Raw genomic sequence first — 20,087 nt, forward strand, 5'->3', positions numbered from 1 at the left:
TGCGCCTTTCACCGAAGCAGGTAGGGCATGTTGACCGTGACGGCCCCGGTGGGGCAGCGGGCGGCGCAGGGGCCGCAGTACCAGCACTCGTCGACGTGCATGTACGCCTTGCCGCTGTCGGGGTTGATCGCCAGGGAGTCCAGCGGACACATGTCGACACAGAGCGTGCAGCCGTCGATGCACTTCGACTCGTCGACGGTCACGGGCACGTCGGCCCGCTGGGGCACCAAGGGCATGGCTGTCTCCAGTGAGGTCCTGCTAGGGGGTGAGGTAAAGGGCGTGCGGGGCGGCGGACCGCGCCTCACACCGTGCGGCGCAGCAGTCCGCTCATCGCGATCCGGTCCCCGCGGAACCGGATGAACTCCAGGTCCACGGGCCTGCCGTCGCACAGGTGGGTGAGGCGTTCCAGCATCAGCACGGCGGCGCCGCGCGGCGCCTGGAGCACGGTGGCGGAGTGCGCGTCGGCGTTGACGGCCTCCAGGGTGATCTCGGCGTGCCCGAGCGGCTGCCCGGTGATCTGCTCCAGCAACCGGAAGACGTCGGTGTTCTCCAGGTCGGCGCCGAGCAGCTCGCCGCCGATGTCCAGGGGCAGATAGGTGAGGTCGAGGGAGAGCGGCAGCCCGTTCAGCCGGCGCAGCCGCTCGATGTAGAGCACGTCGGTACCGGTGGGCAGCCGCAGCCGCTCGGCCACGGGTGCGGGTGCGGCGACGGGGCCCATGGTGCGTACCTCGTTGGTGACCCGGCCGTGTTCCCGCAGGGTTTCCGCGAGTCCCATGAGCCGGTCGAGGCCGTGCGGGTACTTCTCGGCGACGACGACGGTGCCGACGCCGGGCAGCCGCTCGACGAGCTGTTCGGCGCGCAGCAGGTCCAGTGCGTGCCGGACGGTGTTGCGCGACACCTGGTAGTCGGCGGCGAGCACGTCCTCGTGGGGCAGTGCGCCGCCGGGAAATCCCCCGGTCAGGACCAGGTGCCGCAGCAGGTCCGCGAGCTGCCGCGCCCGGTCCGCACGCAGCCGTCGGCGACGGGCGGCGGCGAGCGGGGCGGTGTGCTCGCGGGTTCGTTCGGCTGGCATGCGGTGACCATACCGACGGTGCCCGCGCAGTGGTGTTGCTGAATCATTGCGCCACCTGAGTACCCCTCACCCGACCGCTGACCTGCGGCTTCTTCGGCGGTGGAGACACTTTCGCCACCGCCCGCGCAGCTTCAGGTACGGACGAGTTCCCGGCGCCGGCGTTCGAGGTACGCGCGCTCGGCCGGATTCCCGGAGAGTTCGACGGCTCGCTCGTACGCCCGTACCGCCTCGGTGGCGCGGCCCAGGCGGCGCAGCAGGTCCGCGCGGACGGCGTGGAGGACGTGATAGCCGTCGAGGTCCAGCGCGTCCAGGAGGTCGAGGGCGCGGGCCGGGCCGTCGGTCTCGGCGACGGCGACCGCCCGGTTCAGGGCCACGACCGGGCTCGGGGCGACGGCCATGAGCTGGTCGTAGAGCTGCCGGATCCGGCCCCAGTCCGTGGCGCGTCGGGTGGGGGCGTCGCTGTGCACGGCCTGGATCGCGGCCTGGATCTGGTACGTCCCCGGCCGGCCGAGCCGCAGGCACCGGCGGACCAGTGACTGTCCCTCGGCGATCAGGTCACGGTCCCACCGCGCGCGGTCCTGTTCCGGCAACGGGACGAGCGCTCCGTGCTCGTCCTGCCGGGCGGACCGGCGCGACTCGACGAGGAGCATCAGCGCGAGCAGCCCGGTGACCTCGGGCTCGTCCGGCATGAGGTCGGCGAGGAGCCGGCCGAGGCGTACGGCCTCGGCGCACAGGGCCGCCTCGCCCTCGTACCCCTGGTTGAAGATCAGGTAGACGACGGCCAGCACCGCCGGGAGCCGGTCCGGCAGGTCGGCGTCGCGCGGGACCCGGTAGGGGATGCCGGCATTGCGGATCTTCGCCTTGGCCCGCACCAGGCGCTGGGCCATCGTCGGCTCGGGCACCAGGAAGGCCCGCGCGATCTGCGCGGTGGTGAGCCCGCCGAGCAGACGCAGGGTCAGGGCGACCCGCGCCTGGACGGCGAGGGCGGGGTGGCAACAGGTGAAGACGAGCCGGAGCCGTTCGTCGTGCACGGGACCCTCCTCGCGCGGTGCGTCGGCGGCGTGCAACAGGGCCGCCTGGGCGTGGCGTTCGTCGCGGCCGGCCTCGCGGCGCAGCCGGTCGACGGCACGGTTGCGGGCGGTGGTGATGATCCAGCCGGCCGGGCTCGGCGGCACTCCGGTCTCCGGCCAGCGCCGCAGGGCCGTGGTGAACGCGTCCTGCACCGCTTCCTCGGCGAGGTCGATGTCGCCGAGGGAGCGCACGAGGACGGCGACCGCGCGGCCGTACTCCGCGCGGAAGACCGCCTCGACGTCCACGACCGTCATCAGGCGCCGGCTTCGGGGTCCCCGGCCTCGCCCATGAACGGCCGCACCTCGATCGGCAGGGTCGTCGCCAGGGCGAGCCTGCGGCCCCACTCCAGGGCCGCGTCCAGGTCCGGTGCCTTGATGAGGCTGATGCCGCCCAGCATCTCCTTGCCTTCGGCGTAGGGGCCGTCGGTGATCAGGACGTCGCCGTCGCGGGGCCGCAGCACGGTCGAGGACTCCGGGCCGTGCAGCCCGCCCGCGAACACCCAGGCGCCCGCCTCGCGCAGATCGCGGTTGAGGGCGTCCAGGTTCCTCCCGATCCCGGCGAGGACCTCGGGGGCGGGGCGCTCCCCCACCGGCTGCATCACATTGAGCAGGTAGTACTTCATGACGGCCTCCTCGGGCGTCGTCGCGTTCTCTCACCTCCTACACGAACGACACACCCCGGAATCGACACCCCGCACGACCGCGCCGGAAGAATTTCGTCCATGACCACGAAAGACCATCCTCTCGTCGCCCGCGCCCACCGTCTCGCGCGCGAGGTGCTCGCCCCGTCGGCCGAACGCGTCGACCAGGAGGGCGTGCCGGCCGCCCACATCGACGCGATCAGGCGCTCGGGGCTGCTCGGCGTGAGCGCTCCGGAGGCGTACGGCGGATGGGAGGCCCCCACCGCGGTGGCGCGGCGCACGGCGGAGATCCTGGCCGGGGCGTGCTGCTCGACCTGGTTCGTGCAGACGCAGCACCACACGCCGGTCGCGACGCTGACCGGGAGCGAGGGGGCGGTGCGGGAGCGGCTGCTGGGTCCGCTGGCCCGGGGCGAGCTGCTGTCGGGGGTGGCGTACGCGCATCTGCGCTCGTATCCGCGCACGCCGGTGCGGGCCGTACGGGAGGAGGGCGGGTGGCGGTTCGACGGGACGGTGCCCTGGTACACCGGCTGGGGGCTGAACGACGTGATGCTGCTGGCGGGTGTCACGGAGGGCGGCGAGGTGGTCTTCGCGTTCACCGAGGCACGGGAGCGGCCGGGCCTGCGTGCCTCGGAGCCGATGCGGCTCGCGGCACTCACCGCGTCCCGCACGGTGTCGCTGGAGCTGGCCGGGCTGTGGCTGCCGGACGATGCGGTGGCGCTGCGGAAGCCTTACGAGGAGTGGGCCGTCACGGACCGCGCGAAGACGGTCGAGGCGTCCCCCGCGGTGTTCGGGGTCACCGAGGCGGCGTTGGGCCTGCTGGACGAGGAGACCGCCGGGCCGCTGCGCACCCGTCTGGAGCACCTCCGCGGCAGCGCCTACGCGTTGGCCGACCGTTCCGGCGCGGGCGAGCACCTGGCGGAGCGTCTGACGCTGCGCATCGAGGCGGCAGAGCTGATGCGTACGGCCACCACCGCGGCGGTGGTGGCCGGTGGCGGCCGCTCGCTGTCCCTGGCCGGCACCGCGCAACGCCTGGCGCGGGAGGCCCTGTTCCTGCTGGTGCAGGGCCAGACGGCGCAGTCGCGCGCGGCCCATCTGGAGGCACTGAGGGCCCTGGCCCCCTAGGCCACCCGTGGACCGTGCGCCGGGCGGGCCCTCGATGCCGCCCGGCGCGCGAACGCCCGCTCAGTCCTCTTCGCGGGTCGGAACCACGACGAGGAAGGCGTCCGACTTCAGGTCCATGACGACGGTGGCCGGCTCACCATGGGCGCGGCACCGCGCCGCGTACTCCTCCGCCGGCCACGATCCGCGCGGAGCACCCGCAGGAAACCGCTCCAACACCTTCGCGCCCATACCGGCAGACACCTCCAGGATCGGACTTCGCCTCGTAGGCCGAGTAGTTGCCTCGTACACTCCGCCTGCCCGCCTTCGGCGTGAGCATGTTCACCCCTTCGTGTTTTCTCCGACGGACGTCGGCCACCACACGCGCGGTCCGATGTCCCGTACGAGCGCGGGCACCAGCAGGGACCGCACGACGAGGGTGTCGAGCAGGACGCCGAACGCCACGATGAACGCGATCTGCACGAGGAACGCCAGCGGGATGACACCGAGGGCGGCGAAGGTGGCGGCCAGCACCACGCCGGCCGAGGTGATGACCCCGCCGGTGCTGACCAGACCGCGCGCGATGCCCTGCCCGGGCCCGTGACGCAACGTCTCCTCCCGTACCCGGGACATGAGGAAGATGTTGTAGTCGACGCCGAGGGCGACGAGGAAGACGAAGCCGTACAGCGGCACCGACGGGTCGGTCCCCTCGAAGCCGAGGACATGGCGGAAGACCAGGGCCGAGACGCCCAGCGTGGTGAGGAAGTTGAGGGCCACCGTCACCACCAGCAGCACCGGCAGCAGGAGCGAGCGCAGCAGCGCGATCAGGATGACCAGGATGATCGCGAGGACCACGGGGACGATGAGGGTGCGGTCGTCCCTGGCGGTGCGCAGGGTGTCGTACTGCTGGGCCGTGTAGCCGCCGACGAGGGCGTCGGCGTCCGGCACGTCGTGCACGGCGGTGCGCAGGCGGGCGACCGTCTCCTTGGCGGCGTCGCTGTCGGGAGCCGAGGTCAGGGTGATGTCGACGCGTATCCGGCCGTCGACGACGAGGGGTTCGTCGCCGGGCCGCCCCGAGGCGCTCACCGCGGCGGCGGAGGCGACGCCCTCGGTGTCCTCGGCCGCGCGGACGACATCGGTCAGGCGGGCGGCGTCCGCCACGACCACGGCGGGGTTGCCGGAACCTGCCGGGAAGTGCCGGCTCAGGGTCTGCTGGGCCGCGACCGAGGGAGCGTCGTTGACGAAGGTCTCGTCGAGCGGGACGCCCTTGGAGTCGAGGGCGGGGGCGCAGGCCGCGCCGGCCAGCAGGACGACGAGGGTGACGGCCCAGACCTTGCGTGGCGCCCGGTCGACCAGGGCGGCGACCCGGTGCCAGACACCTTCCCGGCTCCCGTCCACGGGGCGGGGCTTGGCGGGCCAGTAGGCGGCGCGGCCGAGGAGGACCAGCGCGGCCGGCAGGAAGGTCAGCGAGGTCAGGACGGCGCAGGCGATGCCGATGGCGCCGACCGGCCCGAGGGCGCGGTTGTTGGTGAGGTCGCTGAGCAGCAGGGCGAGCAGTCCGAGCGCGACGGTGGCGGCGCTGGCGGTGATCGCGGCCCAGGACTGCCGCAGCGCGGCCGCCATGGCGCCGAACCGGTCGGCGCGCCGGGCGAGTTCCTCCCGATAGCGGGCCGTGAGCAGCAGGGCGTAGTCGGTGGCCGCGCCGATCACGAGGATGGAGAGGATGCCCTGCACCTGTCCGTCGACACGGACGACGTCGTGGTCGGCCAGGACGTACACCACCGCGCAGGCCACGCCGAGGGCGAGGACCGAGCCGACGATGATCACGAGGGGCAGCAGCAGGCTGCGGTAGACCAGCAGCAGGATGACCAGGACGACGGCCAGCGCGACCCCGAGGAGCAGCCCGTCGATACCGGCGAAGGCGTCGGACAGGTCGGCCTGGGTGGCGGCGGGACCCGCGAGCCGGACCGTGGTGCCCGGCACGCGCTCGGCGGCGGCCGCGACACGCTCCAGCGTGCCGGCGAGGTCGTCGCCGAGGTCGGGCCGCAGCGGGACCACGCCCTCCAGGGCCTGTCCGTCCTCGGAGGGGATCGCCGGTGACACCTCGCCGGCGACCCCCTGCGAGTCGGCGAGGGAGGTGAGGGCGCGGGTGGCGGCGGCCCGCCGTTCGGTGATGCCGCCGCCGTCGTCGCCCGTCCAGACGACGATCACCGGCAGGGTCTCGTTCTGCCGGAACGCACGCTGCTGCGCCATGACTTCCGTCGACTCGGCGCTGCGCGGCAGGAACGCGGCCTGGTCGTTGGTCGCGACCTCGCCGAGACGCCCTGCGTACGGGCCGAGGGCGCCTCCGGCGACGAGCCAGCCGACCAGCAGCAGAAGGGGGACGAGCACACGGGCGCGTCGGGTGGGGGAGGACATCGGGCTCCAAGGCTCGGTACGGCAGATACCTCGACAATGAACAATCTCAATGATTGAGATATATCTGCCGGTGATCGTAGACGACACCTGTTCTTCCGCGGCGGGCCGGGGGTCGGATGCACCCGCGGTCCGGCGGATTCAGTGACTACCCGGTCCGACGGTGCCCAGTTCGTCGTTCATCGCGGTGAGGAAGCGCAGCACCACGGCCAGCTCCGCCTCACTGAACCGCGAGCGTGCGGCTTCGGTCGCCTCGGCGAGCGGACGGAAGTACGACCGGGCCGCGGCCCGCGCGTCCGGGGCGTAGTGCAGATGGACGACCCTGCGGTCGGCGCTCTCCCGGACCCTCCGGATGTGCCCCGCCCGCTCCAGCCGGTCCACGCACGCCGTCACCGCCCCCGAGGTGAGTCCGAGGTGCTGCCGCAGCCGGCCGGGGGTCATCGGTTCCTCCGCGTCCATGATCGCCGCGAGGGCGTGGATGTCCGTGGGGTGCAGCCCCCGTCCGGCCGCGAAACCATGGACCAGACGGTTGATCTCGCCGTTCATGCGCCGCAGCCGCACCGCGAAGGCGTACAGATCGGTCGGCGTCCCGTCCGCGCCGGACTCCGGTCCCGCCGCACCCTGTTGCCCGTCGTTCGCTGTGCCCACGCGATCACCCTATCGACCCGCCGTCGCCTCCCCGGGACGGTGGCCTCGGCCGGGCCGCATCCGAAACGCGGGCGGGCGGGGAAGTGATCTCCGGGGGCTTCCGACACGTGAGGTCTCCGAGGGCTTCCGACACGTGAGGACCGAGGACAGATGGAGCAGGACGAGGTGCGTGAGGGACCGCGGTGCCTGGTGACCGGCGCCACGGGTTACATCGGCGGGCGCCTCGTGCCCGAACTGCTGGAGGCCGGGTACCGGGTGCGCTGTCTGGCCCGCTCCCCCGACAAGCTGCGCGATCATCCCTGGGCGAAGGAGGCCGAGGCGGTGCGCGGCGACGTCACCGACGCCGCGTCCGTGCGCCGGGCGCTGGAGGGCGTCGACGTGGCGTACTACCTCGTGCACGCCCTGGGCACCGGCAAGGACTTCGAGGAGACCGACCGCAGGGCCGCGCGGACCTTCGCCGACCAGGCCCGGGCCGCGGGCGTCCGCCGGATCGTCTACCTGGGCGGCCTGACGCCCGCGGGCGTGCCCGAGCGGGAGCTCTCACCGCATCTGCGCTCCCGCGCCGAGGTCGGCCGGATCCTGCTCGGCTCCGGGGTGCCGACGACCGTCCTGCGGGCGGCGGTCATCATCGGCTCGGGCTCCGCCTCGTTCGAGATGCTGCGCTATCTGACCGAACGCCTGCCCGTGATGGTCACCCCCGGCTGGGTGCACACCCGCATCCAGCCCGTGGCCGTCCGGGACGTGCTGCGCGCCCTCGTCGGCAGCGCCCGGATGCCCGAGGACGTCAACCGGACCTTCGACATCGGCGGGCCGGACGTGCTGACGTACCGGGAGATGATGCTCCGCTACGCGGCCGTCGCCGGGCTGCCCCGCCGCGTCATCCTCGCGGTGCCGGTCCTCACACCCGGCCTCTCCAGCCTCTGGGTCGGCCTGGTCACCCCGGTCCCCTCCTCGATCGCACGGCCGCTCACCGAGTCCCTGCGCCACGAGGTGGTGTGCGCCGAGCACGACATCGCCGGCTACGTCCCCGACCCGCCGGGGCATCCGATCGGCTTCGACGAGGCCGTGCGGCTGGCCCTGCGGCGGGTGCGGGACGCCCGGGTGACGACCCGCTGGTCGTCGGCCTCCGTGCCCGGCGCGCCGAGCGACCCGCTGCCGACCGACCCCGACTGGGCGGGCGGAAGCCTCTACAGCGACCACCGGGAACGGCAGGTCGACGCCTCGCCCGAGGCGCTGTGGCGGGTGATCGAGGGAATCGGCGGCGAGAACGGCTGGTACTCCTTCCCGCTCGCGTGGGCGGTGCGGGGCTGGCTCGACCGGCTGGTGGGCGGGGTGGGACTGCGCCGGGGCCGGCGCGACGCGTCCCGGCTGCGGGTCGGCGACTCGCTGGACTTCTGGCGGGTCGAGGCGATCGAGCCGGGCCGGCTGCTGCGGCTGCGCGCCGAGATGCGGCTGCCGGGGCTGGCCTGGCTGGAGATGTGCGTCCTGACCGACGGGGACGGCCGCACCCGGTACCGGCAGCGCGCTCTCTTCCACCCCCACGGGCTGCTCGGCCAGACGTACTGGTGGAGCGTCTCCCCCTTCCACGCCGTCGTGTTCGGCGGCATGGCCCGCAACATCGCCCGCGCCGCGGCGAGCGCACCCGCCCTCGAACCGGACGGCGCCCGCGTCCCCTGACCGCCCCGCCCGCGCCCCTCGACCGCATCGACCGCATCGACCGCATCGACCGCATCGACGGGAAGCGGATCACATCCCCGACTCCACGGAGCACACGACATGAGCATCTCGGTCGTCCTGTTCACCGCCGATCTGCGCCTGCACGACCATCCGCCGCTGCGCGCGGCCCTCGACGGCACCGACCGGACGGTCCCGCTGTTCGTGCGGGACCGGGCGGTGGACGGCGCCGGGTTCGCCGTACCCAACCGGCTGGCCTTCCTCGCCGACTGTCTGCGCGACCTCGACGCCGGCCTGCGGGAGCGGGGCGGCCGGCTGGTCGTGCGCGAGGGCGACCTCGTCGACCAGGTGTGCAAGGTGGTCGCCGAGGCGGACGCCGACGAGGTGCACATGGCCTCCGACGTCAGTGCCCACGCCCAGCGGCGCGAGGAACGGCTGCGGCGCGCCCTGGAAGGGGAGGGGGTGCGGCTGCACGTCCACGACACCGTGACCACCGCCGTCGCCCCGGGCGCCGTCACCCCGGCCGGCTCCGACCACTTCGCGGTCTTCACGCCGTACTTCCGCCGCTGGTCCGACGAGTTGCTGCGGGACGCGCTGGCCGCGCCGCGTACGGTACGGGTCCCGGAGGGCGTCGGCTCCGATCCGCTGCCCTCCCGCGACGACGTGCCGGATCTGTCGCAGGGGCTCGCCGCGGGAGGTGAGCAGGAGGGCCGCAAACGGCTCACCGCCTGGCTGCGCGGTCCGGTCTCCGCCTACGAGGAGCGCCACGACGACCTCGCCGGCGACGCCACCTCCCGGCTCTCCCCCCATCTGCACTTCGGCACCCTCTCCCCCGTCGAGCTGGTCCACCGCGCACGCCGGACCGGCGGACCGGGCGCCGAGGCGTTCGTACGTCAGCTCGCCTGGCGCGACTTCCACCGGCAGGTGCTCGCCGCGCGACCTGACGCGGGCACCGCCGACTACCGTGCCCGGCACGACCGTTGGCGCTCCGAGCGAGAGGCCCGGGACGACATCGCGGCGTGGAAGGATGGCCGCACCGGCTATCCGGTCGTCGACGCCGCGATGCGCCAACTGCGGCACGAGGGCTGGATGCACAACCGCGGACGCCTGCTGACGGCGAGTTTCCTCGCCAAGACCCTGTACGTCGACTGGCGGGTCGGCGCCCGGCACTTCCTGGACCTGCTGGTCGACGGCGATGTCTCCAACAACCAGCTGAACTGGCAGTGGGTCGCCGGAACCGGCACCGACACCCGGCCCAACCGCGTCCTCAACCCGGTCACCCAGGCCAGGCGCTACGACCCCGACGGCGGCTACGTCCGGCGCTGGGTACCGGAGTTGAAGGGCGTCGAGGGGCGCGGCGTGCACGAGCCGTGGCGCCTGCCGGACGACGAGCGCGCCGCGCTGGACTACCCGGACCCGATCATCGACCTGTCCGAGGGGCTGGCCCGCTTCAAGGAGGCTCGAGGGCGGTGAGGAAGACCGGCCGCCGCCCGAGCCGCCGCCGGGCCTGCGGGCGGGCGGGGAGGGCTGTCGACCGCGCGATCCGAACGAACGGCGAACCCGTGGGCGCGGGTCGGATCGCTCCGCCACCGCCCCGCCCCCACGGCGAACCACGGGCCCGATCGCTCCGCCACCGTCCCTTTCACGACGAACCCGCGGGCGCCCCGTGCGCGTACACCCCCGCGAGCACGTCCAGCGCCTCCATGAGCGTCGTGGGACGCAGCATTCCCGGCCCGGGGCGGCCGAGCCAGCCCGGGCCGCCCAGCATCACCACGGGTCGGCCGCGGGCGCCGCGCACGCCCCACTGAGCACCGGCGATGTGCTGCGCCAGCGGCAGACTCGCGGCCGAGCGGGTCTGGGCCCACAGCACCACGACGGCCGGGCCGATCCGAGCCACCGCGGCGGTGAGCGCCTCCACCGGGACGGCGCCGCCGAACATCCGCGTGGGCAGACCCCGTTCGCACAGCCCGGCGTTGAGCGCCTCCAGTGGCAGGCTGTGCTGTTCGCCGGGCACGCAGGCCAGCAGTACCGGTCCCAGAGCGGGCGCGGCGCCCCGTACCGCCAGGGGACGCGTGTACCGGCGGAGCGCGCTGGACACGTGCCAGGACAGCAGGTGCTCGACCTCGACGTAACGGTCCCCGGACGAGGCCCACTTGCGGCCCACGGCGTGCAGCGTCGGCACCATCACCTCCTGCCAGGCGACGACGAGGCCGTGGTCGTCCACCGCCGACGCCAACTGCTGCTCCACGGCGGGCGCGTCGAGCCGCACCGCGGCCCGGGCCAGCCCGCGGCACTCCTGACGCACGTCGCCGAGCGGCAGGGTGCCGCTCGCACGGGACCGGGTGGCGCCCTTCGGCGGGCCGGGCGGGACGACGACCTCGGGTACGGCACCGTCCGTTCCGCGGCGCGGGGCGAGGGCCGCCTCGGCGGGCGGGACCCCGGCGGACGTCAGCCGGCACAACGCCTCCAGCACGGCGACGTCCCCGGGCGTCCACCGCCGGTGTCGGCCCTCGCCGCGCACCGCCGGCCCGATGCCGTAGCGGCGGTCCCAGGAACGCAGCGTGGTGGGCGACACCCCGAGGCGACGGGCCAGCGCGCCGGTCGTGAGACCCGCCCCGGTGAGCCGGGCGGTGTCCTGCGACCGGAGCCCGTCCTCGATGTCCGCCGTGAGCGGCCTTTCGTCCATGGTTCCGACGATACGACGCACAACCGATGCATGTTGATCGCCTTCCGCCCGGGATCACACGATGGCGTCACCCATCGCGGCCGGACCGGCGCCGGCCCGGGGAACGGGTCCTCACGGACGATCCGGCCGGCCCGGGCCCTGCCTCAGGAGAGGAGCCACCGACATGACACCGCCACCGGGCACCGTGCCCTCGGCACGCTCGACCTCTTCGGCCTCCGACCCGGCAGCCCCCGCGCCGGCCGGCGAGGAAGAGCTGAAGCTCGGCCTGGTCACGGGTGACGAGGCGAGTCTGGCCGCCCTCTACCGCCGCTGGTCTCCGCTGGTGCACACGCTCGCCTGGCGCGCGCTCGGCGACCCGAAGGAGGCGGAGGACGTCACCCAGCAGGTCTTCCTCGGGGTCTGGCGGGGTCGGCAGGGCTACCGGCCCGAGCGCGGCACGATCGCCGGCTGGATCTCGGGCATCACCCGGCGCAAGATCGCCGACGCCCTGTCCGCGCGGACCCGGCGCAGTGACCTCGTCGCCTCGGCCGGCACCCGCCTCGCCCCCGACGAGACCGGAAGCGACCGGTTCGCCGAGGCCGCCCTGGACCGGATGCTCGTCCGCGACGCGCTCGCGGGGCTTCCGGACGCCCAGCAGCGCGTGCTGCGGCTGACCTTCTACGAGGACCTCACCCAGACCCAGATCGCCGAACGCACCGGCTGGCCGCTGGGGACGGTCAAGAGCCACGCGCGACGCGGCATGCACCGACTGCACCACCACCTGCGGGAGGACGTCCGGCTCTGAGCGGGGCGCCGCTGACGCGGCGCGGCCGACGCCACCAGCCACCACCCGCGGCGCATCCCCTCGCGCCGCACCCGGGGAGCAGGCCCCGCTCCCCCGCTCGCCCCCGGGGAGGATCGGCGCTCCTCGGGGGCGGGCCCTCCGTCGCCCGTCCGTCCACCACACCGCCGGCGGCCCTTCCTCTCGTGACCGGTCCGCCGGCACCCGGGACCCGGGCCGTGCCCCGGACACCGGCACGTACACGTCCCACTCCCGGAGGACCCGTCGTGAAAGAAGCCGTGTACATCGGCACCAACCCGTCGTCGGAGCCCGATCTGGCGGAACTGGTCAGTCAGGTGGCCCTGGGCGACGAGCAGGCCTTCGCCTCGCTCTACGACTCCATGGCGAGCCCCGTCCACGGGGTGGTCCGCAGTGTGCTGCGCGACCGGGCCCAGTCGGAGGAGGTGACCCAGGAGGTGCTGGTGGAGGTGTGGCGGACCGCTCCCCGGTACCGGCCCGACCGCGGCACCCCCGTGAACTGGATCCTCACGCTGGCACATCGGCGGGCCGTGGACCGGGTGCGGTCGGTGGAGGCGTCCGCCGCGCGGGAGCACAAGGCGGCGCTGCTCGACCGGTTGCCCGAGTACGACCAGGTGACCGAGCAGGTCGAGGCGCGCCTGGAGCGGGAGCAGGTGCGGCGCTGTCTGCGGACGCTCACCGACGTCCAGAAGCAGGCCGTCACGCTCGCGTACTACCGGGGGCTGACGTACCGCCAGGTCGCCGAGACGCTCGCGCTGCCCCTCGGCACCGTCAAGACCCGGCTGCGCGACGGCCTGGTCCGGCTGCGCGACTGCCTGGGGGTGACGGTGTGATCACCGCCGACCCGCACTCGCTGACCGGGGCCTACGCCCTGCACGCCCTCTCCCCTGCCGAGCGCGACGTCTTCGAACGGCATCTCGCGGACTGCGAGGCGTGTGCCCGGGAGGTCGCCGAGTTCAGCGCGACCGCGGCGCGACTCGGCCTCGCGACGGCCGGGCCGACACCGCCCGCGATGCGGGATCGGGTCCTGCGGCGCATAGCCGCCGAACGGCAGGAGAGCCCGCGAGCGGCGTTCCGCGTCCCCGCGGGCGGGCTCGGTCCGCGGGCGCGCCGGGTGTCGCGGTGGGCCCTGGCCGCCTGTCTCGCCGCGGCCGGGCTGGGCGGCGTCGCCGTATGGCAGCACGAGCGTGCCGAGGACGCGCGCGCCGAGGCCCGGCAGGCGCGGGCCGGCGCGGACGAGCTGGCAGCGGTGCTCACCGCTGCCGACGCGCGGGTCGGCACGGCCCGGCTCGGGGGCGGTGCCGACGGTGCGGTCGTGGTGTCCCGGAGCCTGGACCGGGCCGTGTTCGTGTCGTCCGGGATGGCGGAGCCGCCACGCGGCAAGGTCTACCAGCTGTGGTTCGACGACAGGGGCACCATGCGGCCCGCCGGTCTGATGGCCCCGCACCGCGCCGACCAGTCGGTACTGCTGCGGGGCGCCGTGGACGGGGCGACCGGCATGGGCATCACGGTGGAACCGGCGGGGGGCTCCGCGGAGCCCACGTCGGCTCCGGTCGCCGTGCTCGACTTCCCGGCCTGACCGTCCCGTCCTACGGGCCTCTCACTCCGGTCGCCGTGCCGGACCTCCCGGCCCGACCGTCCCGTCCTACGGGCCCCTCACTCCGGTCGCCGTGCTGGACCTCCCGTCCCGTCCTACGGGCCCGTCACACCTCGCGGCGTGGCGGCATCGGGAAGAAGCCGCTGGTGCGGGCGACGTACGCGTCGTATCCGGGACGTTCGCTCATGTGCCGTTCCAGGAGCGGCTTCCCGCTCCCGCCGACCAGGAGGTAGCTCATCACCAGCGGGGAGACGACGGACACGAGGGCCGCGCCGCCCGAGTCGCAGGCGATCAGGAACAGCCCCCACCACACACAGAAGTCCCCGAAGTAGTTGGGGTGGCGGGTGTACCGCCAGAGCCCCCGGTCCATGATCCGGCCGCGATGGGCGGGATCCGCCTTGAAACGGGCCAGTTGGGCGTCCCCGACGGCTTCGAAGAACAGCCCCACCGCCCACAGCGCGGTACCGGCCCAGGCGAAGGCGCTGAGGTCGGCCCGTACGTACTGCGCCGCCTGGACCGGGAGCGACACGAGCAGCACCAGTGCCCCCTGCAGCAGGTACACGACGCGCAGCGCGTACAGGTCGCGGTTCCCGGGCGCCTTGTCCAGCAGGGCGTCGTAGCGCGGGTCCTCGCCGTGGCCGCGCCCCCGCCGGGCGATGTGCGCGGCGAGCCGCAGCCCCCACACAGACGTCAGGACGGTGACCAGGATCCGGCGCCCGAGGTCACCCTCGCCGGCCGACGCCGCGAAGGTCACCACGGCGACCGCGCTGAAGGCGACGCCCCAGGCGATGTCGACGACGCGGTGGACACCCCGGCGCACGGCCACGGCGAAGGTGCCCAGCATGACGGCGAGGACGGCGATGGCGGCCCAGAGCAGGTTGAGGGCGAAGGCGCCCCAGTCGAGGCCGTTCACGACCGCTCCTGCCCCGGGTACCGGCACTCCGGCGACAGCGGCATGCCGCTGCTCCCGCGCGGGCCGGGCCGCACACTGAGGATCTGGTCGACTCCCATGCGCCCCTCCTCGAAGGCGAGCGCCCCGCCGGCGAGATACAGCCGCCACACGCGTGCCGTCTCCTCGCCGGTGAGGCGTACGACGTCGTCCCAGCGCTCCTCCAGGGTGCGCTGCCAGGCCGCGACCGTGCGCACGTAGTGCTCCCGCAGCGATTCCACGTGCCGCACCTCCAGACCGGCGCCCTCCAGCAGCCCGACGGTCTCGCCGAGCGGTCTCATGTGCATGTCGGGCGCGATGTACGCCTCGATGAAGGCGCCGCCGCCCGGCGCGGTCCCCGCACGCGACATCTGCTGCACCAGCACCCGCCCCTGAGGTCGGACGAGCCGGTGCAGGGCGGCCGTGAAGGCCGGGTACCCGGCGTCGCCGACGTGCTCGCCCATCTCGACGGAGGCGACCGCGTCGTAGCCGCCGCCGGTGATGTCCCGGTAGTCCTGGCACACCACCTCGACCCGGTGCTCCAGCCGGCGTTCACGCACTTGTTCCCGCACGTACGCGGCCTGCTCGGCGGCCAGGGTGACGGCGGTGACCTGCGCCTTGTGCCGTTCGGCGGCGTGCAGGGTGAGGGAGCCCCAGCCGCAGCCGATGTCGAGCAGGCGGGCGCCGGGCACGACGGCGAGCTTGCGGCAGATCAGTTCCAGTTTGGCCCGCTGGGCGTCGGCGGGGCCGAAGCCGGGGTCCTCGCTCGCCCAGTAGCCGCAGGAGTAGGCCATGGTGTCGTCGAGGAGGAGCCGGTAGAAGTCGTTGGACAGGTCGTAGTGGTGGCTGACGGCCTCCCTGTCGCGGGCCTTGCTGTGCAGGCGGCCGTGCAGGCGGGCCTGGGTCGGCGGTGCGGCCGGGCGGGGGCCCACGGCGCCGAGCCGTACGGCCGTGCCGACCGCCCTGGCCCGGCCGGCGAGGGTCAGCCGAGGGGTGTGCGCCCCGCGCTCCCGGGCCGCCGCCCACATCACGCGGAGCGCCTGCGCCAGGTCGCCCTCGACATCGAGGTCGCCGGTCACGTACGCCTGGGCGAGGCCCAGTTCACCGGGCGCCCACAGCAGTCGCCGCAGGGCGCGCCGGGACCGTACGACGGCCACGGGTCCGTCGGCCGGGCCGGTCTCGCTGCCGTCCCAGGCTCGCAGGCGTACCGGCAGCGGGCCGCCGAGCGCTTCCCCGGCCAGGGCGGCGAGGCGCTGCGCGACGCCCTGCGGGTCGACGCGCGGGACGGTCGGCTGCTCGGTTCGGGGGGTCCGCTCGTCTCGGTCGGTTCCGGCGGTGGTCATCGGGCGCGGTCCTCCTTCGTGCACAGGTACTGCTGGACGTCGAGGTAGCGGGAGCGGAAGCCGGCCTCGGAGTAGGCCAGGTAGAAGGTCCACGCGCGTCGGAAGGTCTCGTCGAAGCCGAGGGCGGCCACCTCGTCCGCGCGCTCGGTGAACCGTTCGCGCCACAGGCGCAGCGTCTCGGCGTAGTGCGCCCCGAAGCCGTCGCGGTGGGTGACGGTCAGCCGGGTGTGGTCCCGGACGGTCCGTTCGATCGCCCGCACCGAGGGCAGCAGGCCGCCGGGGAAGATGTACTTCTGGATCCAGGTGTGGGTGTTGCGGGTGGCCAGCATCCGCTCGTGCGGCATGGTGATGACCTGGATCGCGGCCCGTCCGCCGGGCGCGAGCCGCTCGTCCAGGGTGCGGAAGTAGACCGGCCAGAACTCCTCGCCGACCGCCTCCAGCATCTCGACACTCACCACGGCGTCGTAGGTGCCGCGTGCCTCCCGGTAGTCGCACAGCTCGATCGCGACCCGGTCGGCCAGGCCCGCGTCCCGGACCCGCCTGCGGGCCAGGTCGCGTTGTTCCCGGGACAGGGTCAGCGAGGTGACGTGCGCGCCGCGGGCGGCGGCCCGGATCGCCAGTTCGCCCCAGCCGGTGCCGATCTCGAGCAGACGGGTGCCGCCGCGGACCTCGGCGAGGTCGAGCAGCCGGTCGATCTTGCGGTGCTGGGCGGCGGCCAGCAGGTCCTGGTGGGCGGGGAAGCCGCGGAAGAGCGCCGCGGAGTAGGTGAGGGTGTCGTCGAGGAAGAGGGCGAACAGTTCGTTGGACAGGTCGTAGTGGTGGCTGATGTTGTCCCGGGCGTGATCCGGTGTGTTGTGGCGGCTCGGCGGCTGCCGCAGCGCCCACAGGCCGCGCAGCCGCTGCAGCGGGGCCGGGACCAGCTCGCCCGCGTGGGCGGCCAGCACGGTGAGGACACCGACCAGGTCGGGGGCGTCCCACTCCCCCGCCAGGTAGGACTCGCCGAAGCCGATCAGGCCCTGGGAGCCGATGCGGCGGTGGAAGGCCCGGGGGTCGCGCACGTCGAGCAGGGGTCCGCCCTGTCCGACGTCGACGAGCCTGCCGGCCTCCGCGAAGCGGGCCCGCAGGGGCAGTTGGCGCAGGGCGCGGCGCACGACGGCCCGGGTCACCGCGGTCCGTGGCCAGGCGGCCGCGGGCGGCGCGGGCACGTGCAGCCGGGGCGGGGCCGTGACGTCCGCGCTGCCGGGACCGGCGCGCCCGGCAGCATCCTGTCCGTCGCCGTCACGCCCGGCGTCGGCGGTTTCTCCGTCGGCGTGGGTGCGGGCGCCCCGCTCGTCCGTGGGGCGGGGCTCGGCGGCTCTCATTTCACACGCTCCGGAGTCCGGTGGCGGGGGCGGGGCTGGACGGGCAGTCCCCGCAGGTACAGGCGGACGCCGTGGATCCGGATGGCCGCCGACACCGCGGCCGTCGACCACGGGTGTCGCAGCGCCAGCCGGAGCAGCGTCCCGGGGGTGACTTCCCGGCGAAGGCCCCGAACGGTTGCGGTGAAGGGCCGGGCGCCGTCGCGCTCCAGGCGCACGGCGAGGTCGAGCCGGCGGCCCGGTGCCGGGACGCGCATGCGGTAGCGGCCGTCGACGGGGAAGAACGGCGAGACGTAGAACTCCTTGCCGGTGTGCGCGATGCCTTCCGCGTCCGGGCGCAGGAGATAGCAGTGCCGTTCGCCGTAGGTGTTGTGGACCTCGGCGACCACGCAGTGCGGCCGGCCGTCGGGGTCGTGACACCAGTAGACGGAGAGGGGGTTGAAGACGTACCCGAGGACGCGGGCGTGGGTCAGCATGACGACGCGGCCCCCGCGCAGGTCGACGCCCCGCTCGGCGAGGTACGCGTCGAGTCCGGCCCGGATGGAGGGCCGCGTGCCGTCGAAGTGGTCGCGCGGGTCGAAGCGGGCCAACGGGCGCAGGAAGGCGGGAAGTCGGGGTGGGCGGTCGGGGTCGATCAGCCACATGTACGTGCGGTGCCGCAGCCCGTACCGGGTGGGCGCCGTGCGCACATGGGTGATCGTGCAGGAGTACAGGGCCGGAGTCGCCGTCACCATCGCACCCCCAGGGCCGCGGCGGCCGTAGCTCCGGAGCGGCAGCCGTCCTCGTGGAACCCCCAGCCGTGGTAGGCGCCCGCGAACGCGGTGACCGCGGTGTTCAGTTCGGGCAGCCGCTGCTGCGCGGCGACCGACTCCGGCGTGTGGACGGGGTGTTCGTAGACCATGCGGGCCCGGATGCGGGCCGGGTCGACGCGGTCCTCGCCGCCGAGCGTGACGACGTACGTCTCGGGGGCGTCGAGGCCCTGCAGGCGGTTCATGTCGTAGCTGACGCGGACCCGGTCGGCGGCTGCCCGGCACGAGGGCATCAGGTAGTTCCACGACGCGCGGGCCGCTCGGGCGCGCGGCAGCACGGTCGTGTCGGCGTGCAGGAGGGTGGCGTTGCGCGAGTAGCGGAAGGACCCCAGCACCTCCTTCTCCGCCGGGGACGCGTCGGCGAGGAGGGCGAGGGCCTGGTCGGGGTGTACGGCGATCACGACGGCGTCGTAGGACCGCGTGGTGCCGTCCCGCGTCGTGACGTCGGCCCCGTCGGCGTGCCGTCGCACCGCCTGTACGGGGGTGCCGGTGCGTACCTCGTGGAGCCGCTCGGCGACCCGGTCGACGTAGGTCCGCGAGCCTCCGGTCACCGTGCGCCACTGCGGTGAGCCGCCGATCGAGAGCATGCCGTGGTGGTCGAGGAAGCGGAACAGGTGGGTGGCGGGGTAGCGCTCGGCCGTCACCGCGTCGCAGGACCAGACCGCCGCGACGAGCGGCGTCATGAAGTGGCTGCGGAAGTAGTTCGAGAAGCCCTCCCGGTCCAGGAACTCGCCGAGGGTGAAGCTGTCTTCGGCCGGGCGGGCGAGGAGCCGGCGGGCCGCGCGGTGGAAGGCGGGGACCTCGGTGAGCATCCGCAGATAGGCGCCGTGCAGGAGGTTGCGGGGCCTGGCGAGCAGTCCGGCGGGGCCGCGGGCGCCCGCGTACTCCAGACCGCAGCCCTCGCAGCGTACGGACATGCTCATCTCCGACTCCCGCGTGGCGACGTCGAGTTCGGCGAAGAGCCGCAGCAGATACGGGTAGGTGCGCCGGTTGTGCACGATGAAGCCGGAGTCGACCCGGTGGGCCGTGCCGTCGGGTGACGTCAGGTCATGGGTGTGGGCGTGTCCGCCGAGCCGGTCGTCGGCCTCGTACAGGGTGACGTGCCGGACGCGGGCCAGTACGTGGGCCGCCGTCAGGCCCGCGATCCCGCTGCCCACGACTGCCGTACGCCGTCGCGCACCGTATCCGCCCCCTTCCGTGTCCTGCGGCCGTGACGCTCGCGCCATCGTTGCTCCTCCCACCGGCTGCGATCGGCTCTGTCCCGCGTAATCCGAAGCTGCGGGCGGGCCGGATTGGCCGGTGGGGGAACTTCCTGCGATCAGGTGGGAGACCGATCGGCCGTGCGACCCCGGTACCACTCCCACCTCTACACATAAGGAAAAAATAAGCGCAGAATGGGCCAAGGCGGCGCTTACCGCACACCGCACCAGTAGCGGTCAGGCCTGCGAGTCAAAGGAGACGAGTCATGGCCAACGTCTCGCCCACCAGAGGTGACATATCCAGCCACCCCGATGTATCCGAAATGCGGGAACGCTACGACCGCATGCTCGGCGGTCGTGATGTGACGCTCTTGGACGGACCGGTGTTCCTGCTCGGTCTGTACTGCGCCGTGTCCCCGTGGATACTCCACTACACGACGAGCCAGCCCCCGCTCGTGACCCACAACCTGATCGTGGGGATAGCGATCGGCCTGCTGGCCCTGGGGTTCACCCGGGCGCCGGAACGCATGTACGGCCTGAGCTGGGCCTGCTGCGCGATCGGCGTGTGGATGATCATCGCGCCGTGGGTGGTCGGGGACAGCCCGGACGCCGGTGTCGTCGTGAACAACATCATCATCGGCGCGCTGGCCGTGCTTCTGGGGCTGATGTGCGCCTTCACGGCGGCGAAGAGCACTCCCAGGTCCTAGCGGAACACGGGAGAGGCAGACAGGAGGGCCGGTCCGCACCCGC

General features: G+C 73.8%; 20 protein-coding genes. 7 read left to right on the forward strand and 13 right to left on the reverse strand.

Annotated elements, in window-relative coordinates; translation table 11 throughout:
- Positions 1-8: 8 nt before the first annotated feature.
- The 4 genes from ACGFW6_RS09785 to ACGFW6_RS09800 form a co-directional block, all read right to left on the reverse strand.
- On the reverse strand, positions 9-236 hold the full coding sequence (locus ACGFW6_RS09785) for a ferredoxin family protein (protein WP_031480193.1): 228 nt from the start codon (positions 234-236) through the stop codon (positions 9-11).
- 65 nt (positions 237-301) lie between these two features.
- The gene (locus ACGFW6_RS09790) at positions 302-1,072 is read right to left on the reverse strand and encodes a GntR family transcriptional regulator (RefSeq protein WP_393506497.1); all 771 of its coding nucleotides are present in this window, start codon (positions 1,070-1,072) and stop codon (positions 302-304) included.
- Positions 1,073-1,203: 131 nt separating this feature from the next.
- Entirely contained in the window at positions 1,204-2,397 is a 1,194-nt protein-coding gene (locus tag ACGFW6_RS09795) for an RNA polymerase sigma factor (protein WP_393506499.1), read from the reverse strand.
- On the reverse strand, positions 2,397-2,765 hold the full coding sequence (locus ACGFW6_RS09800; protein ID WP_393506501.1) for a YciI family protein: 369 nt from the start codon (positions 2,763-2,765) through the stop codon (positions 2,397-2,399). The genes ACGFW6_RS09795 and ACGFW6_RS09800 overlap by 1 nt, the downstream gene beginning before the upstream one ends.
- A gap of 99 nt (positions 2,766-2,864) precedes the next feature.
- On the opposite strand from ACGFW6_RS09800, the gene ACGFW6_RS09805 reads away from it, so the two are divergent.
- On the forward strand, positions 2,865-3,905 hold the full coding sequence (locus ACGFW6_RS09805) for an acyl-CoA dehydrogenase family protein (protein ID WP_393506503.1): 1,041 nt from the start codon (positions 2,865-2,867) through the stop codon (positions 3,903-3,905).
- A 60-nt stretch (positions 3,906-3,965) separates the two neighbouring features.
- On the opposite strand, the gene ACGFW6_RS09810 is transcribed toward ACGFW6_RS09805, so the two are convergent.
- From ACGFW6_RS09810 to ACGFW6_RS09820, 3 genes are all read right to left on the reverse strand, one after another.
- Entirely contained in the window at positions 3,966-4,133 is a 168-nt protein-coding gene (locus tag ACGFW6_RS09810; protein WP_393506505.1) for a hypothetical protein, read from the reverse strand.
- A 90-nt stretch (positions 4,134-4,223) separates the two neighbouring features.
- Entirely contained in the window at positions 4,224-6,299 is a 2,076-nt protein-coding gene (locus tag ACGFW6_RS09815; protein ID WP_393506507.1) for an MMPL family transporter, read from the reverse strand.
- Between the two features lie 138 nt (positions 6,300-6,437).
- Positions 6,438-6,944 carry a MarR family winged helix-turn-helix transcriptional regulator gene (locus ACGFW6_RS09820; RefSeq protein WP_393506509.1) on the reverse strand — a complete coding sequence of 169 codons (507 nt, stop codon included), beginning with the start codon at positions 6,942-6,944 and terminating at the stop codon, positions 6,438-6,440.
- Positions 6,945-7,094: 150 nt separating this feature from the next.
- Between ACGFW6_RS09820 and ACGFW6_RS09825 the strand changes: the two genes are divergently transcribed.
- Positions 7,095-8,621: an SDR family oxidoreductase gene (locus tag ACGFW6_RS09825; RefSeq protein WP_393506511.1), complete on the forward strand. Its 1,527-nt coding sequence runs from the start codon at positions 7,095-7,097 to the stop codon at positions 8,619-8,621.
- A gap of 99 nt (positions 8,622-8,720) precedes the next feature.
- Positions 8,721-10,091 (forward strand): cryptochrome/photolyase family protein, encoded by a 1,371-nt coding sequence (locus ACGFW6_RS09830; protein ID WP_393506513.1) that lies wholly within the window; start codon positions 8,721-8,723, stop codon positions 10,089-10,091.
- A 169-nt stretch (positions 10,092-10,260) separates the two neighbouring features.
- On the opposite strand, the gene ACGFW6_RS09835 is transcribed toward ACGFW6_RS09830, so the two are convergent.
- Positions 10,261-11,304, reverse strand: a complete 1,044-nt coding sequence (locus tag ACGFW6_RS09835; protein WP_393506515.1) for a MerR family transcriptional regulator — start codon at positions 11,302-11,304, stop codon at positions 10,261-10,263.
- 163 nt (positions 11,305-11,467) lie between these two features.
- Between ACGFW6_RS09835 and ACGFW6_RS09840 the strand changes: the two genes are divergently transcribed.
- The 3 genes from ACGFW6_RS09840 to ACGFW6_RS09850 all read left to right on the forward strand — a co-directional run bounded on the left by ACGFW6_RS09840 (position 11,468) and on the right by ACGFW6_RS09850 (position 13,682).
- On the forward strand, positions 11,468-12,088 hold the full coding sequence (locus ACGFW6_RS09840) for a sigma-70 family RNA polymerase sigma factor (RefSeq protein WP_393506517.1): 621 nt from the start codon (positions 11,468-11,470) through the stop codon (positions 12,086-12,088).
- 263 nt (positions 12,089-12,351) lie between these two features.
- Positions 12,352-12,936, forward strand: a complete 585-nt coding sequence (locus ACGFW6_RS09845; RefSeq protein ID WP_393506519.1) for a sigma-70 family RNA polymerase sigma factor — start codon at positions 12,352-12,354, stop codon at positions 12,934-12,936.
- Entirely contained in the window at positions 12,933-13,682 is a 750-nt protein-coding gene (locus ACGFW6_RS09850; RefSeq protein WP_393506521.1) for an anti-sigma factor domain-containing protein, read from the forward strand. Before ACGFW6_RS09845 ends, ACGFW6_RS09850 begins: the two co-directional genes overlap by 4 nt.
- 124 nt (positions 13,683-13,806) lie before the next feature.
- On the opposite strand, the gene ACGFW6_RS09855 is transcribed toward ACGFW6_RS09850, so the two are convergent.
- The 5 genes from ACGFW6_RS09855 to ACGFW6_RS09875 are packed head-to-tail and all read right to left on the reverse strand — an operon-like array spanning position 13,807 to position 19,364.
- Positions 13,807-14,613, reverse strand: a complete 807-nt coding sequence (locus tag ACGFW6_RS09855; RefSeq protein ID WP_393506523.1) for a DUF1295 domain-containing protein — start codon at positions 14,611-14,613, stop codon at positions 13,807-13,809.
- Positions 14,610-15,971: a class I SAM-dependent methyltransferase gene (locus tag ACGFW6_RS09860; protein WP_393506525.1), complete on the reverse strand. Its 1,362-nt coding sequence runs from the start codon at positions 15,969-15,971 to the stop codon at positions 14,610-14,612. The genes ACGFW6_RS09855 and ACGFW6_RS09860 overlap by 4 nt, the downstream gene beginning before the upstream one ends.
- Positions 15,968-17,332 (reverse strand): class I SAM-dependent methyltransferase, encoded by a 1,365-nt coding sequence (locus tag ACGFW6_RS09865; RefSeq protein ID WP_393506527.1) that lies wholly within the window; start codon positions 17,330-17,332, stop codon positions 15,968-15,970. The genes ACGFW6_RS09860 and ACGFW6_RS09865 overlap by 4 nt, the downstream gene beginning before the upstream one ends.
- Positions 17,329-18,063: a DUF1365 domain-containing protein gene (locus ACGFW6_RS09870; protein WP_393506529.1), complete on the reverse strand. Its 735-nt coding sequence runs from the start codon at positions 18,061-18,063 to the stop codon at positions 17,329-17,331. Before ACGFW6_RS09870 ends, ACGFW6_RS09865 begins: the two co-directional genes overlap by 4 nt.
- Positions 18,057-19,364 (reverse strand): NAD(P)/FAD-dependent oxidoreductase, encoded by a 1,308-nt coding sequence (locus tag ACGFW6_RS09875; protein ID WP_393506531.1) that lies wholly within the window; start codon positions 19,362-19,364, stop codon positions 18,057-18,059. The genes ACGFW6_RS09870 and ACGFW6_RS09875 overlap by 7 nt, the downstream gene beginning before the upstream one ends.
- 239 nt (positions 19,365-19,603) lie before the next feature.
- Between ACGFW6_RS09875 and ACGFW6_RS09880 the strand changes: the two genes are divergently transcribed.
- Positions 19,604-20,044, forward strand: a complete 441-nt coding sequence (locus ACGFW6_RS09880; RefSeq protein WP_393506533.1) for an SPW repeat protein — start codon at positions 19,604-19,606, stop codon at positions 20,042-20,044.
- The last annotated feature ends 43 nt before the right edge of the window (positions 20,045-20,087 follow it).

The sequence above is a fragment of the Streptomyces sp. Y7 genome (genome assembly GCF_043195415.1).
Classification (GTDB): domain Bacteria; phylum Actinomycetota; class Actinomycetes; order Streptomycetales; family Streptomycetaceae; genus Streptomyces.

Coding starts and splice junctions, on each gene's coding strand:
- ACGFW6_RS09785 (WP_031480193.1), bottom strand. CDS start 236: ATGCCCTTGGTGCCCCAGCGGGCCGACGTGCCCGTGACCGTCGACGAG.
- ACGFW6_RS09790 (WP_393506497.1), bottom strand. CDS start 1,072: ATGCCAGCCGAACGAACCCGCGAGCACACCGCCCCGCTCGCCGCCGCC.
- ACGFW6_RS09795 (WP_393506499.1), bottom strand. CDS start 2,397: ATGACGGTCGTGGACGTCGAGGCGGTCTTCCGCGCGGAGTACGGCCGC.
- ACGFW6_RS09800 (WP_393506501.1), bottom strand. CDS start 2,765: ATGAAGTACTACCTGCTCAATGTGATGCAGCCGGTGGGGGAGCGCCCC.
- ACGFW6_RS09805 (WP_393506503.1), top strand. CDS start 2,865: ATGACCACGAAAGACCATCCTCTCGTCGCCCGCGCCCACCGTCTCGCG.
- ACGFW6_RS09810 (WP_393506505.1), bottom strand. CDS start 4,133: ATGGGCGCGAAGGTGTTGGAGCGGTTTCCTGCGGGTGCTCCGCGCGGA.
- ACGFW6_RS09815 (WP_393506507.1), bottom strand. CDS start 6,299: ATGTCCTCCCCCACCCGACGCGCCCGTGTGCTCGTCCCCCTTCTGCTG.
- ACGFW6_RS09825 (WP_393506511.1), top strand. CDS start 7,095: ATGGAGCAGGACGAGGTGCGTGAGGGACCGCGGTGCCTGGTGACCGGC.
- ACGFW6_RS09830 (WP_393506513.1), top strand. CDS start 8,721: ATGAGCATCTCGGTCGTCCTGTTCACCGCCGATCTGCGCCTGCACGAC.
- ACGFW6_RS09835 (WP_393506515.1), bottom strand. CDS start 11,304: ATGGACGAAAGGCCGCTCACGGCGGACATCGAGGACGGGCTCCGGTCG.
- ACGFW6_RS09840 (WP_393506517.1), top strand. CDS start 11,468: ATGACACCGCCACCGGGCACCGTGCCCTCGGCACGCTCGACCTCTTCG.
- ACGFW6_RS09860 (WP_393506525.1), bottom strand. CDS start 15,971: ATGACCACCGCCGGAACCGACCGAGACGAGCGGACCCCCCGAACCGAG.
- ACGFW6_RS09865 (WP_393506527.1), bottom strand. CDS start 17,332: ATGAGAGCCGCCGAGCCCCGCCCCACGGACGAGCGGGGCGCCCGCACC.
- ACGFW6_RS09870 (WP_393506529.1), bottom strand. CDS start 18,063: ATGGTGACGGCGACTCCGGCCCTGTACTCCTGCACGATCACCCATGTG.
- ACGFW6_RS09875 (WP_393506531.1), bottom strand. CDS start 19,364: ATGGCGCGAGCGTCACGGCCGCAGGACACGGAAGGGGGCGGATACGGT.
- ACGFW6_RS09880 (WP_393506533.1), top strand. CDS start 19,604: ATGGCCAACGTCTCGCCCACCAGAGGTGACATATCCAGCCACCCCGAT.